This window comes from bacterium (assembly GCA_009926305.1).
Taxonomy (GTDB): domain Bacteria; phylum Bdellovibrionota_C; class UBA2361; order UBA2361; family RFPC01; genus RFPC01.
Map to the genome: position 1 here is coordinate 30,072 of RFPC01000015.1, position 12,771 is coordinate 42,842.

A 12,771-nucleotide genomic window follows, 5' to 3' on the forward strand; every position below is an offset into this window, starting at 1 on the left:
CATCTGTCGCTTTTCCACTGTATTTTTCGCCTAACGAAACATCATTATGAAATTCAACCGATAAATAATTGATCTTACAGTGAATCCTTGTCGCGTATTGAGGAATCTAACACTATGGTGAGAGATCTTCGAACAAGGAATACTGGAAAAGAAGCAAAATGGCAGAAGAAGACGAAGAAGAAGGAACCGAGGGAGAAGGTGGAGCAGAGGCACCCGAGGGAAAGAAAAAGAGCAAGTTGCTCTTGATCATCATTGTTGCTGTCGTTCTCCTCTTAGGTGGTGGTGGAGCTGCATTTTTCCTTATGAGTGGTGGAGACACCCCAGAGGGGGAAGAAGTTGAGGAGGAGCAGGTAACGATTACCTACGGGACTGTGGAGATGAAGCCGTTCATCATTAATCTCGCTGATAACCGGAGTTATCTCAAAACAATATTGCTTCTCGAATATGAACCTACTCTTGTTGGAGAACTACCAGAGCAAGATGAGGAAGCGCCAGTAAGTCCAAATTCTGGCGAGAGGGCACCACTAGCCGGGAATCTGCCTGGGAAGTTGCGGGTTCGTGAGCCAATGATTCGAGACGCTGTTCTTACGCTTATTTCGAATAAGCGCCGAGAAGATTTAATTAGCTCTGAAGGTAAAGAGATTCTTAAAGAAGAGCTCCTTGAAGTCATTAACGATGCAGGTGGGCTTGAAGATGCAGCTATCATAGCAGTTTACTTCATAGACTTTATCATTCAGTAAGCTGACTTGTTCTTACGAAGATAAGAGGCACTCTTTGAGCTTCGCAAATGAAGGCGGGAGTGCTGTAAACTGCTTCTCCTTCTGAAATATTGTTCTTACTGATTCCGGCATCGGTGGCAGGGTTCCGCAGGTTTCTTCTACTGTGTCGGAAAATTTTATTGGATGGGCAGTCCCAAGAGCAATAACAACTTCAGATTCGCCATTCGCTAACTGAACGCACTGTTTCTCGAGGTATTCGCGAGCTGCTGATATTGCTACAGCAGTATGAGGTTCTGTGAGATATGACCATTGCTCAAGGCACTTTTTCATCTCTGCTCGAGTTGTCTGGTCGTCAAATGCAAAGCCTAATATTTCTTGAGAGAGACCTGTATGCTCTCCCTGATAAAGAGCATCCAGCCTTTCAAAGTTGCTCGGATTGCCGACATCCATAGCATTTGAAATCGTACTCTTTGCCGGTCGCGGTTTAAAGGAGCCGCTTTGTAAATAGCGAGGGAGCGTGTCGTTTACATTTGTGGCTGAAATGAGATGTTTGATAGGAGCCCCCATTTTCTTTGCGAACACGCCTGCTGTGATGTTTCCAAGATTGCCACTCGGGACAGAGAAGGAAACCGGGATTTTTTGAGGGCTGCCCGCTGAATACATCGTGCTGAGGGCATACAGATAATAGAAGGTTTGAGGTATGAGTCGAGCAATATTTATGGAGTTTGCCGAAGAGAGATTTTTTCTCTCTTGTAGCTCATTATCAAGAAATGCTTCTTTTACCATCCGTTGGCAGTCATCAAAGGTGCCCTCGACTCTATATGCTTCAACATTCCCTGCGTTCGTTGTCAATTGTCGCTCTTGAATCTCAGTAACGCCTCCATGAGGATAGAGAATTGATACCGTGATCCCCGGAACATTAAGAAATCCATCCGCGACTGCTCCACCGGTATCTCCTGAGGTCGCAACGAGAATATGAAGTGGATTGTCTTTTTGCTTAACGAACCAACCCATCGTCTGAGCCATAAATCGTGCTCCAAAGTCTTTAAAAGCGAGAGATGGCCCATGGAAGAGCTCTAAAACGCTGAGAGAGTCAGAAAGTTTTGTGATAGGAGCGGGGAAAGTGAGCGAGTTTTTAATTATGTGATTGATGCCCTCTTTTGAAACCTCATTCTCTACGAAGAGGCTTGTTGTGAGTTCGCCAATTTCTTGGAGGGAATATTCGGCAATATGTTCGAGAAAGTGGAGAGGGAGCTGAGGAGTCACCTCAGGTAAATAGAGTCCTCCGTCAGGCGCTAACCCTTGAAGAATTGCATCCTCGAACGAAACGGGTTGGCAATTTCTGCGTGTGCTCACATATCTCATCTTGCTAATTTGAACCTCTTGTTTTCAGGTGCTGTATCGTCTCAATGATATCGAAGAGAACACCAGAGGCTGTAACTTCTGGTCCAGCCCCTGGCCCCATAATAACGATGGGCTCATTGCGGTATCGTTCAGTGGTAAACGCCACTAAATTTTGTGTCCCACTTAAATTATAGAAAGGGCTATTTTTGTTTACCGCCTCTAGTTGAATAGAGACCTCTTTCTTTCTACCATCCACACGTCCAATATAACGAAAAAGAGATTCCCCATTTGAGTTCTGCGAGAATCGTTCTTCAAAATATCGATCAATTTTTGGAAGAGCTAAGAGAAATTCTTCATAGGGCACATCATCCTGAATAATCTCATTCGGAATCAAGGGGTCAACGCTTATATCTTCAAGCTCGGCTCGGATCCCGATCAGCCGAGATAGGATTAAGAGCTTTCGTTTAAAATCAGATCCTCTCAAGTCTTCTCTCGGATCTGGCTCAAGGTACCCTTCCATTTGAGCTTGTTTGAAGGCAGTCGAGAAAGAATCTCCTTTCTGCATGGTATCCAGTATGAAAGCGAGTGAGCCCGAGAGTGTGCTTTCAATCTTGATGATTGAATCTCCAGTAGCAATCAGTGATGAGAGCGTTGAGATAATGGGCAGTGCAGCACCAACACTTGTCTCGAATCTCCAGGAAACGGACGAATTCTCCTGAAGAATGTCATGAATTGCATCAAGAGATTGCATTGGTCCTGTCTGGACGTGTTTATTAGCCGATACGATTGAAATGCCATGCCTTAGAAGCGTCTGATACATATCTTGAAAAGTATCAGCAGCTGTGCAGTCAGCCACGATGAGCCTCGGAAGGTTTAGTGTGGTAAGAGCAGTCGCAAGCTGATCGGGCCTATCAAAATGCTGAGGGGAAATCTGTTGCTCTGCCTTTCTCCATTCATGAAAAGCTATTCCTGCTTTATTGAGGAATGCCTTATTTCGTTTCACAATCCCGACAAGTTGTATGTCACGCCGCAGAGTAGTACTTACGTCGGAAATGTGTGCGGCAAGTTGCTCTATGAGTGCCGAGCCGACTTTTCCGGGGCCAATAATCACAAGATGTACTTTGGTCTGATCATGAAAAAACTGTGAATGGAGTGTTTGAACAGCAAGAATCTCATCTGATCCTTTTACCACAAATGAAATATTCTCTTCAGAGCATCCTTGAGCAATCGCAATGACATTGATCTGTTGATCTCCGAGTGCACTGAAGACAATTCCAGCGATTCCAGGCTGATGTTTCATCCCTTCACCTACAACAGAAATAATAGAGCAGTCGTTGTCGTAGTGTACTGGATTGATGGTGCCTCGTACTTGTTCCTGATGAAACTCTTCGTTAGTCGCATCAATTGCCGCCTCTACTTGGTCATTCTTAACAGCAAAGCATATCGAATGCTCAGAGGAGGCTTGTGTAATCAGTACTATATTGACTCCTCTTTCAGAGAGTGCTCCGAAGAGACGTTTTGAAATCCCAGGGATTCCGATTAATCCTGAGCCAGAGAGAATGAGAGTTGAGATAGAGGAAATGGAGGAGATTGCGGTAATTGGCCGCAAACGCTCTTCCAAGAGAGGAGTATTAGAGACTCGAGTGCCTGGGCACTGAGGATTCATAGTGTTTCTGACGTACAGCGGGATCTCTTTTTCTCTTACTGGTTGAAGTGTAGGAGGATAGAGAACTTTAGCACCGAAGTGAGACAGTTCCATAGCTTCTATATAAGACAGCTCGGAAACAAGTTGAGCATCTGAGACATAATGAGGGTTTGCGGTTAGTACTCCGTCTACATCAGACCAAATCTCGACCATGGAAGCATCGAGTGCATTTGCAATTAACGCGGCTGTATAATCTGAGCCGCCTCGTCCAAGATTAGTAGTTTTCCCTGACTGGCTTCTTGCGATAAAACCAGTTGTGCATTGAAGAGCAGGGTGTTGAGAAAAATACTCTCTGATTGCCTCATAGGATGCGGGTCTCAGAGGCCTAGCTCCCCCGCAAGTTTCATCAGTACGAATTAACAAGCGGGCATCGAGAAATTCAGCATGAACTCCGGCTGACTGCAGGCTATGGGTCAACAGAGTAGTTGACAACAGTTCGCCAAAGCTAAGTATAGAATCCGAGAATTCAGGCAGGTGAAGAGTATTAGAATGCTTGGTGGCAAGGCAGGACTGTAAATCCTCAAAAAGAGCGTTCAGGTCAGCAAGACAGTGCTTTTCTGCATCCCCTGTCAGGAGAGAAGAGGCCATCGAACTGTGGCGGTCGATGAGTTCATTTACTAGAGGTGAATGGTGTTCAGGTGAACACTGAGCGAGTTCTAGCAGCGAATCTGTGACGCCGCTTAAAGCAGAAAAAATGATAGTTCGGGGATTCGTCTTGGTAGCATGAACGAGACTAATAATTCTTCTTATATTATCTGAGCTTCCAACTGAGGAGCCCCCAAACTTCCAAACAACTGGCATAATAGACACCCATGAGATTTCTCATGAGATTAAGTTTGGTTGCTCTCCTTTGCAACTGCAAATAGGCGAGTTTCGGAGAGAAAAGTTGGGCTAAGAGTTAGGGAGGTTCCCGAATAACAGCAGAAGAACTCCAATGTAGGACGAATAAGAATTTTTCTCATAAATTTTATCTCTTGTTTGCTACATTTCCAATCTTCTTCCGCATAACAATCAATGAACCCTGACCTTGTCTCGGGAAATAGGTTGTTTAGGAATTTTATGGCAGAAGAGTTAGAGCACAGCACATCGAAAGGTTCTCCGGAGAGCAGTGATCATGAGTCCGTAATGGAAGCCACTCAGCAAGGATCCGTCTCTCTGGATCAGAGCATGCATCCCTCTCAAGAAGTGGATTTATCCAACTACGCAATGAGGGGTATAAATGGAGCCACTGTCGAGGAGCGAAAACAGGTAGGTGTCGCCCGCATGCTTGCATTTGCGCAGGGGAAAGAGATTGCAAATGCTCCAGAAGTTGGTGCTCTGACGCAGCAGGAATTTGCGTTATCTGAAATAGTAAGCGCTCATGAGGAATTTTTACAGAACTACAATTTTTCACCTGCACTACAGAGCACTTTGGCAGATAACCCAGATTTTCTTTTCATGGATCCAGCTGCCGGACAGCTATCAGCAATAGAACACAGAACGGGTAATTCCATTGGTCGAGAACATCCAGATCTTCAAGAGATAAGGGACAAGGCACAAAGTTATATTCCGAGTGAGTTGCCAGGTGGATTTTCGAAAGACAGACTGCCGTCCTTGGGGCTGGTAAACGGGGAGGATATGAGGGTTATTGAAGAAGCGGCTAAGGAGCATGCGGCTGAGGAGCATCGCAATGAAAATATTACATATGAGCTTCGGGAACGTTGGGAAGGATTAAAGGAGGCAACAAAAGCAGCAGCTTAGTTGGAGGAGTAGAATGGAAAGCGAAAAATCAATGAAAGAGCATATTGACGAGTTATTTTCAATCGAAATTGACGGTTGGTGTTATGGCATTCAGAATTTCCCTGGAGAGATTTATCCTGGTCTTGTTCATGCTGTGATACGTGAGCTCGCTCCGAGCTTTCGAGTAGCACTCGACCACAGTCATATTTTTGATGTTATTGATGTATCAAAACGTATTTCACGAGCAGCGAAATATCTCGTACATGAGAAAGAGATCTGCTTTAGTATTCTGGCTCAGCTCCCAAATCCTTCAATTCTTGATGAGGAAGGACAGTATGCACTTGCTCAGCTTATCGACCAGGTCGAACAAAAACATGGAGGTGCGTTAGTGCGGCTTCAAAAGAAGTGGGCGTGGGAGCGCAAGAAAGAGGCGGCATAATTTTCTGTCCTAAGCCGCGTATTCTTTGCGATAACTCAAAGCGTATTTGCTCACTCATTTCTTCATAAATGTTCTACTTGCTACTTCCTTTAGCCGATTCAGCTCCTCTTCTAAGCGGAGCGCATACTCAGTAAGCTCTTCGGCTGAAATATTTTTTGGTACGAAAAAAGGATTGCCACCAATGAGTCTTCCTCTGGTCCCTGGTTTAGGAATGATCATTTTATCCCAGCTTTTTACAGACCACGAGCGCTCATATCCGAACGCAACAGGAATGATCGGAGCCCCCGTCATTGAGGCAACACTTATCACCCCAAGTTTTACTTTCCATATCGGACCTCGCGGTCCATCCGGTGTAATCGCTAGATGGCACTGCTCTTTTTCGATTGTTTTTCTCATTGTTAACATTGCCTTCACCGCTCCTCGAGAAGAAGAGCCTCCGATATTGTAAAGACCGAGTCTTTCGAGGATGCCAGCAATAAGGCGCCCATCGGAGTGCAGGCTAGTAAGAGCCTTCAACTTGCGTGGTGCGTTTCCCCCTAGTGGCAGTGACCTCAGAAAGTAAGGCTGAGGCCCTGAATTAGAATACCTCCAGTGCGAGATACGGTATGCCCAGGGAGCCATGAGCTGATCACCGTGCCATACCGTGAGAATGCTTGGTTGGCCGAAGCTCCAATGGATTCCATTTACTTCCAGACCCTCACGTTCCCACTGTATGCTCCAGTGAAGAAAGCGTAGGAGATGGCTTCCAAGGACGCTTGTTATGAAGTGTTTCATGCCCGTAGCTTTGGTAAAAAAATCCCCTCCCACAGCTCGTAAAGGCTGGAGGAGGGGATTTTTATATATCAGATTTATTCTGAATAGAGATTACCAGCGGTTACCGCCGTCTCCTCTATCGCCACGGTTGCCGCCGCCGCCGCCATAGCCGCCACGACCGCCATCTCTTCTGCCGCCGCCACCGCCGTAGCCGCCACGACCACCATCTCTACGACCTCCGCGACCGCCGCCGCCTTCAGTTTTTGCTCGAGCTTCACTCACTCGGAGCTTTCTGCCTTGAAATTCATTTCCATCTAACTCGGTGATCGCAGCCTCAGCGGCGCTATCATCTTCCATTTCAATAAAGCCAAATCCTTTCGAGTTATTGGTGAACTTGTCTTTGATGATATTGACAGAAGCAATCTCTCCGTGAGCACTGAACAGCTCTTTGAGATCATCTTCTGATGCATCATAACTTAAGTTCCCAATGTACAATTTTTTCATCTTTCATAATCCTTAAGAGGAGTCTGACTGGTGAGGTGTTCTAGCATTGAACAACAACCAATGTTGTTCTTTTCTTAATAATGATTATCAAGTAACTACGACTGGAACTCCCTCACACCCAACAGACTCAAAGAGTCATTACCCGAGAGGCCGCACTTTGCTTTTCTCTCGTTGAGCAAGACCGTGAAGGGAGGACAAAGACAAGAGGAGCGCTTCAGCTACCAGAGATATTCTCGGGAAGAGACATTCTCGGGCACAGACGCTTTCACCTTAGACCTGCGCTACATAGACCTGCGGTCGGTAATTCAAAACATGAGAATGTTCTCATGGATTTCGCCTCTATGCAATCATATCCACGGTACGAGACATAAAATCGCGCCATCCCCTCTAAGGGTCTTGAGCACACTTTTCTGGGAATATCGAGAGAGCGAAGATTCGGCGTAAGCCGATGGAATGAATACTTATTCTAGGGAAGTACTCTTTTCTCGCTTAAGAGCTGTGAGTGGAATACAGTGTGGAGATGGAAGCCTCGCTCGTTAGAAAAGGGTTCGATTCTGAGCCAGAAACAGGAGTTCAAACTCCAGATTTCCGATTGCCTTCTCTTGATACGGCGACAAATGTTCTTGGGGCTTCCATCGATATCTATCGTGCAACACAGAGGGAAGACTACGAAGCAGCAGCAAAAATTGCTGGTACAGCAGTAGCCACTGAAGCCGCTGGACAACTTTGTGATCTGGCTGTCCCAGGGGCAGGCCCACTGTGTCGTCTCGGGGCAAAAGCTCTAATCCAGAAGGTGTCCTGAATAACTTTAACAGCTCCTGCATAACAGAGCCGTTCGTGCATCATATAGGAAGCAGAGGAGGGCTTTCTGATCACCCTGAGCCTTCCCCCTTCTCAAGTGCCCCCACTCATTAGGACCCAGCTTTTTTTTCGTTTGGCTTCTTGTTCGTTGTGGGGAACTTCTGATTTGAAACATGCAGCAAAAAATGTTCGGCGAATCCAAAGCTTGCTTTTCCGAGAGCAGATTGATTGATTTCAATAAGAACTAGGGTCTTCTCCTTCAGCGCAGCGTCAAAATCAAAGGTAGCTCTCTTTAATGGATTTCCAGGATCAGCTGAGCTTTCCGAACGACGTTGAAAGTAGTAGAGGAATTCAGTCTGTTTTGCTACCTTCGCAGCTTCCACTTGTCTCAGGAACTCCCACATAAAACTGGAGCCGATGATTAAGAGCCGCGGCTTTTTGCTCCCTTCTGGAAAGTGACCACGCGTTACAACGAGCGGGGCAGGTTTCAGGAGTGCCTCTGGCCACCATAGATTAGTCATGTGCAGGAGATCTGTGTCAGGAAAGGCTGGTCTTGTTCGTTCCCCCTCGATAGTGCAGGAAATCTCAGGAAGTATAACACGCGTGAGGGCTGTGGCATGCCGAAACACCTCTGCAGCAATCACGCATCCTCCAAGTTGATTCCAGTGTGTTCCAGTATTTGCAAAAACCGGTCGTCCTTGCTCGGTGGAGAATCGCTTCAGGTGCTCATAGCCATTTATCAATGGGACACCCTTTTCAGTGAGACTCTTGACGAAAAGATTCAGATTTTCAAAGTGTGAACCGACAGGCCGTAATCGATACCGAGATGGAATCGCCTCCTGTTGCATTGCTGCTTTATTCGGACTCACGAGTACCAGCATAGGGATGTCGCGTTCTTGAAGGGCCCGATGGAGCTCGACGAGGCGCGAGACCGCTTTCTCTTGTCTCTTTTGAAGCACCCGACCCAGCTGAACATTGGCTCTGAGATAGGTACGCTCTAGTAGCTCACGATCATTGCCAAGTATAACATTTGACTTTGGATTTGAAGAGAGTTGATGAAAAACAAGATAGTTCAGCTGATTGTCAGATTTTATGAGGTAGCCATGGAGACCTGTTTTATGAATGAACTCCTTCTCAAATGAGCTCTGAAAGGATTGATTGAGAAGATCTCTGACTGAAAATGTTTTTTCTTCATGTGCTGTTGTTACCCCTGAAAGCTCAATGCTTTTGAGTCCTATAAGCATAGTTATGATCGGAAGGAAGAAAACTCCTCCTATGATAAATGCTACAAGCCTTTGAACCGATACCCGCATAATTAAAACTTAAAATATAAAAATGGAGTGTGTCCTCTCGCTGCGAGAAACGTGGTGGCTAGGAGTAGTGTCACGACGCTCATACCGCCGTAGGCAAGCGTTCGGCGTATTGAGAGTTCTGTTCGAAGCTCTAAGAGTTGCTTGCGAGCTTGCGGAAGGAATTGGGGAGTAAAACATAGCATTGTTGCCACGAGAAAGATTACGGAGCTCCTGTTGTCGACGATAAAGCCTGCTGGTGAGGGGAGGTATGGGGACGGAGTGCCTCCAAGGAGTATCTCCATGAAGTGTAAAGCCTCCGGTAAGCTCTCAGCGCGAAAGAGCGACCAACCAAAGAGAATGATGATAAAAGTAATGAGCGTGTTTACAGGAGCTGGAATGGTCCGTGAAAGCCGTAGCCAGAAGAGCCTGTCAAGAATTAAGAATGCTCCGTGGAATATCCCCCAGAGAATAAAAGTCCATGCGGCTCCGTGCCAAAGTCCTGAGAGAAGAAATACCAGGAGGAGATTGCGATATGTTACGACAGTGGAGCGTCGACTCCCACCCAGTGGAAAATACAGATACTCACGAAAGAATGTTGTGAGTGAGATGTGCCAACGCCGCCAAAACTCAGTGACTGTTTGACTGATATATGGTTGGTTGAAGTTTTCTTTAAAGCGTAATCCGAACATGGCGCCGAGTCCAATTGCCATATCGGAGTACCCAGAGAAGTCAAAGTAGATCTGATATGCGTACGCGACGATTCCCACCCAAGCCCATGAGGTGGTCAGGGAAGCATCAGGAAGAGCAAAGACGGCATCTGCAACGCTGCCCATTGAGTCTGCAATAAGGACCTTCTTGCCCAGCCCGAGGCAAAATCGAAATACCCCAGAGAGAAAGAGGGGAAGAGTCTCTCTTCGTTTCGTAAGTTGCTCCGCTATATCATGGTAGCAAACAATTGGCCCTGCGATGAGTTGCGGGAAGAGAAGTACATAGAGGGTGTAGTCAAAGATGTTTCTAGCAACGGGGGTTACTCCACGGTAGACATCAACGAGGTAAGAGATCTTTTGGAAGGTAAAAAAGGAAATTCCTATTGGAAGTGCCACTGCAACCCACGAAAAGGGGTGAAGAGAGAGGCGCTCAAGAGTGGTGTTGAGTTGTTCAATAAAAAAGTTGGCGTACTTAAAGTACCCAAGCATAGAAAGGTTTAGGGTAATTGCGAGAGCAAGTATGAGCTTTCGTTTTTGAGGCGCTAATTTTCTGTTTGTAGAGAGATAATTACTCAGCACGTAGTCGAGTGAGCAACTGATGAGAAGAGGGATTACAAGTGTGGGTGCTCCCCAAGCATAGAAAAAGACACTCGCACTCAGGAGCACTCCATTTCGTAACGTTCGAGGACTTATAAAGTACACTGCTACCGTCAAGGGAAGGAAGAGGTACAAGAAGATAAACGAGCTAAACACCATCGAAAGAAGGGTACAGATTCCGATACAGAAAGACCACTCATCAAACCATATGTCCGACTGGAAATTGAGGTTTTATCCCACGCATGTGTGAAATTTTACTTTATGAGGTTAAGAACCGAGATGTGCGTTTTAGGGAGAACGTATGAGAATAGGGAGAGAATCTTAAAAATGCAGTATTCGCTGTTGTTTAGAATGGCTGTAGCTATCAGGAGAGCTTTAGGCTGATTCAACTGTTCTCTGAACGCACAAATGCCGCATAGGCATTTTTGACGGTGTTATTAATTCGCTAAGCGGCGAGATTGAGAGGCTGTCCCAGGGGCAGACCCACCTGTGTCGTCTTGGGGCAAAAGCTCTAATCGAGAAGGTGTCCTGAATAATGTGAATAGCTCCTGCATAACAGAGCCGTTCGTGCATCATATAGGAAGCAGACGAAGGGCTTTCTGATCACCCTGAGCCTTCCCCCTTTTCTGAGTGAAGGAATGGTTGGATTTCTCAGTGAAGTTGGACTGCTTCGTAGAAACTCTTGTTTTGCTCGGCTCTTTGGATGATTCCTGAATGAGGAGCAAACCGTTCGAGGTGCCGCAATTTTTCAAGTATTGCTTTGGCTCCTAAGGAATTCGCATACGAGATAAGGCCTCCACGGAAAGGGGGGAACCCGATTCCCATAACGGTGCCGAGATCGATCTGATTTGTGACGTCTCTTCTCTAAAAGCTGATAGTTATCTTTTGGTCTGAGCAGTTGATTATCGTGTGGCTGCCCATTGGCAGGCAGATCTGGGGATCGGTATGCCCAAAGTCCATATTTTGCACTATAGGGACCTCCTTGTTGTATCGCCTCACCGTCTCTCGAACAGCCTTCATCTGAGCCTCTGTGTATGCCTTTTTCATTTGATCTGTGTTCGGCTTTTCGAATGACCACGCTTTGGGTCTTCCAACAAGCACTCCTTGAACTCGTTGTAAGATTCCTAATTCACCAAGTGCTCGAAGAATCCGAGAAACGTAAGGAGCCTCAGGGAGCTCCTCAGAGGTTGCGAAGTAGAGCACTATGTTTGTAAACTGCTCCGGAGTGGGAAGAGGCATCCTATGCCGGAGCAACTCATCAATCGACTCAAGGCATCCGCCCCAGGTAATACCTGAAAAATCACCAGGAGTCGCTATCTCTCCAAGGTCCCAGTGCCAACCATCATTCGGTTGATATCGTCTTTTCTGTGCGAGTGTTGCCGGATCTTCCCATGCAAGATCTTCGTCGTTAAAGGTTTCTGATGCTCGTAGTTCAATAATACTATTTTCGAAGAGTGCTTTTTTGAGGTAGTCGACAGTGAAAGAGTCCATCTCGTACTGACGAGCAAACTGGATAAAGAGTGCTCCACCGTAAAAAGATGGAACGCCACATTGCCAAAGATGATGGGCAATATGTGTGTTATCACTGTATCCAAAAAAAGGCTTTGGGTTCTCTTGAAATGGTCTTTGAGGAAGATCTCGGACCCACTCAATCTGATCGTCGCCTCCGATCGTCGCTATGACTGCTTTGATATCAGGCCTTTCAAAAGCCTCAATGAGGTCGGCAGCTTTCTCTTTATGAGTAGCGTCTTTATTCGTTGTGGACGGGAAGGCGATTGGCTCTAACCCAAAAACATCTCGTAGTCGTGTAAGCCCTAGCTCATATATATGAGGAAAGTAAGCAGGAGCTATGAAAGACGGGGAGAGAATGGCTACTTTATCTCCTTGTTGAAGTTTTGGGAGAGGAGAGAATTTCAGATCAAAAGTGTTGAAGCTTGAGGGTAACGATATTGTCATCGAAGAGCCTTCGTGATTCGTAAATATAGTAATCACCAAGGGTAGCATTGGATCCAGAGAATAGCGAGAATTTATTACGAGGCATGGCCCGATTAGTGGCCGCCTTTCCCCTTCTCTTCATCGCGTTGAACCAACATGAGTGAAGGAATGGTTGGATTTCTCAGTGAAGTTGGACTGCTTCGTAGAAACTCTTGTTTTGCTCGGCTCTTTGGATGATTCCTGAATGAGGAGCAAA

11 protein-coding genes are annotated in these 12,771 nt (G+C 46.2%); 4 read left to right on the forward strand and 7 right to left on the reverse strand.

Annotation, left to right across the window (positions count from 1 at the left end):
• Window positions 1-158 precede the first annotated feature (158 nt).
• Complete coding sequence (locus EBR25_04315; protein ID NBW40214.1) at window positions 159-740, forward strand: hypothetical protein; 582 nt, start codon at window positions 159-161, stop codon at window positions 738-740.
• Window positions 741-752: 12 nt separating this feature from the next.
• On the opposite strand, the gene EBR25_04320 is transcribed toward EBR25_04315, so the two are convergent.
• Both EBR25_04320 and EBR25_04325 read right to left on the reverse strand, forming a co-directional pair.
• The gene (locus tag EBR25_04320) at window positions 753-2,084 is read right to left on the reverse strand and encodes a threonine synthase (GenBank protein NBW40215.1); all 1,332 of its coding nucleotides are present in this window, start codon (window positions 2,082-2,084) and stop codon (window positions 753-755) included.
• Window positions 2,085-2,088: 4 nt separating this feature from the next.
• Window positions 2,089-4,569, reverse strand: a complete 2,481-nt coding sequence (locus EBR25_04325; protein ID NBW40216.1) for a bifunctional aspartate kinase/homoserine dehydrogenase I — start codon at window positions 4,567-4,569, stop codon at window positions 2,089-2,091.
• Between the two features lie 258 nt (window positions 4,570-4,827).
• Here EBR25_04325 and EBR25_04330 point away from each other — a divergent pair, with 258 nt between their 5' ends.
• Together EBR25_04330 and EBR25_04335 are read left to right on the forward strand one after the other, a co-directional pair.
• The gene (locus tag EBR25_04330) at window positions 4,828-5,508 is read left to right on the forward strand and encodes a hypothetical protein (GenBank protein NBW40217.1); all 681 of its coding nucleotides are present in this window, start codon (window positions 4,828-4,830) and stop codon (window positions 5,506-5,508) included.
• Window positions 5,509-5,521: 13 nt separating this feature from the next.
• Window positions 5,522-5,926 carry a hypothetical protein gene (locus EBR25_04335; protein ID NBW40218.1) on the forward strand — a complete coding sequence of 135 codons (405 nt, stop codon included), beginning with the start codon at window positions 5,522-5,524 and terminating at the stop codon, window positions 5,924-5,926.
• A gap of 54 nt (window positions 5,927-5,980) precedes the next feature.
• On the opposite strand, the gene EBR25_04340 is transcribed toward EBR25_04335, so the two are convergent.
• On the reverse strand, window positions 5,981-6,700 hold the full coding sequence (locus EBR25_04340; GenBank protein NBW40219.1) for a DUF374 domain-containing protein: 720 nt from the start codon (window positions 6,698-6,700) through the stop codon (window positions 5,981-5,983).
• 90 nt (window positions 6,701-6,790) lie between these two features.
• Window positions 6,791-7,183 carry an RNA-binding protein gene (locus EBR25_04345; GenBank protein ID NBW40220.1) on the reverse strand — a complete coding sequence of 131 codons (393 nt, stop codon included), beginning with the start codon at window positions 7,181-7,183 and terminating at the stop codon, window positions 6,791-6,793.
• Window positions 7,184-7,703: 520 nt separating this feature from the next.
• On the opposite strand from EBR25_04345, the gene EBR25_04350 reads away from it, so the two are divergent.
• Complete coding sequence (locus EBR25_04350) at window positions 7,704-7,985, forward strand: hypothetical protein (GenBank protein ID NBW40221.1); 282 nt, start codon at window positions 7,704-7,706, stop codon at window positions 7,983-7,985.
• Between the two features lie 109 nt (window positions 7,986-8,094).
• Here the strand turns inward: EBR25_04350 and EBR25_04355 are convergent, their stop codons facing one another.
• The 3 genes from EBR25_04355 to EBR25_04365 all read right to left on the reverse strand — a co-directional run bounded on the left by EBR25_04355 (window position 8,095) and on the right by EBR25_04365 (window position 12,584).
• On the reverse strand, window positions 8,095-9,297 hold the full coding sequence (locus tag EBR25_04355) for a hypothetical protein (protein ID NBW40222.1): 1,203 nt from the start codon (window positions 9,295-9,297) through the stop codon (window positions 8,095-8,097).
• 2 nt (window positions 9,298-9,299) lie between these two features.
• The gene (locus tag EBR25_04360; GenBank protein ID NBW40223.1) at window positions 9,300-10,739 is read right to left on the reverse strand and encodes an MBOAT family protein; all 1,440 of its coding nucleotides are present in this window, start codon (window positions 10,737-10,739) and stop codon (window positions 9,300-9,302) included.
• Window positions 10,740-11,444: 705 nt separating this feature from the next.
• The gene (locus EBR25_04365) at window positions 11,445-12,584 is read right to left on the reverse strand and encodes an LD-carboxypeptidase (protein ID NBW40224.1); all 1,140 of its coding nucleotides are present in this window, start codon (window positions 12,582-12,584) and stop codon (window positions 11,445-11,447) included.
• Between the last annotated feature and the right edge of the window lie 187 nt (window positions 12,585-12,771).

What these genes read in the sequence shown, in the direction of transcription:
- EBR25_04315 (NBW40214.1), top strand. Translation starts at nt 159, where the DNA reads ATGGCAGAAGAAGACGAAGAAGAAGGAACCGAGGGAGAAGGTGGAGCA.
- EBR25_04320 (NBW40215.1), bottom strand. Translation starts at nt 2,084, where the DNA reads ATGAGATATGTGAGCACACGCAGAAATTGCCAACCCGTTTCGTTCGAG.
- EBR25_04325 (NBW40216.1), bottom strand. Translation starts at nt 4,569, where the DNA reads ATGCCAGTTGTTTGGAAGTTTGGGGGCTCCTCAGTTGGAAGCTCAGAT.
- EBR25_04330 (NBW40217.1), top strand. Translation starts at nt 4,828, where the DNA reads ATGGCAGAAGAGTTAGAGCACAGCACATCGAAAGGTTCTCCGGAGAGC.
- EBR25_04335 (NBW40218.1), top strand. Translation starts at nt 5,522, where the DNA reads ATGGAAAGCGAAAAATCAATGAAAGAGCATATTGACGAGTTATTTTCA.
- EBR25_04340 (NBW40219.1), bottom strand. Translation starts at nt 6,700, where the DNA reads ATGAAACACTTCATAACAAGCGTCCTTGGAAGCCATCTCCTACGCTTT.
- EBR25_04345 (NBW40220.1), bottom strand. Translation starts at nt 7,183, where the DNA reads ATGAAAAAATTGTACATTGGGAACTTAAGTTATGATGCATCAGAAGAT.
- EBR25_04350 (NBW40221.1), top strand. Translation starts at nt 7,704, where the DNA reads ATGGAAGCCTCGCTCGTTAGAAAAGGGTTCGATTCTGAGCCAGAAACA.
- EBR25_04355 (NBW40222.1), bottom strand. Translation starts at nt 9,297, where the DNA reads ATGCGGGTATCGGTTCAAAGGCTTGTAGCATTTATCATAGGAGGAGTT.
- EBR25_04360 (NBW40223.1), bottom strand. Translation starts at nt 10,739, where the DNA reads ATGGTGTTTAGCTCGTTTATCTTCTTGTACCTCTTCCTTCCCTTGACG.
- EBR25_04365 (NBW40224.1), bottom strand. Translation starts at nt 12,584, where the DNA reads ATGCTACCCTTGGTGATTACTATATTTACGAATCACGAAGGCTCTTCG.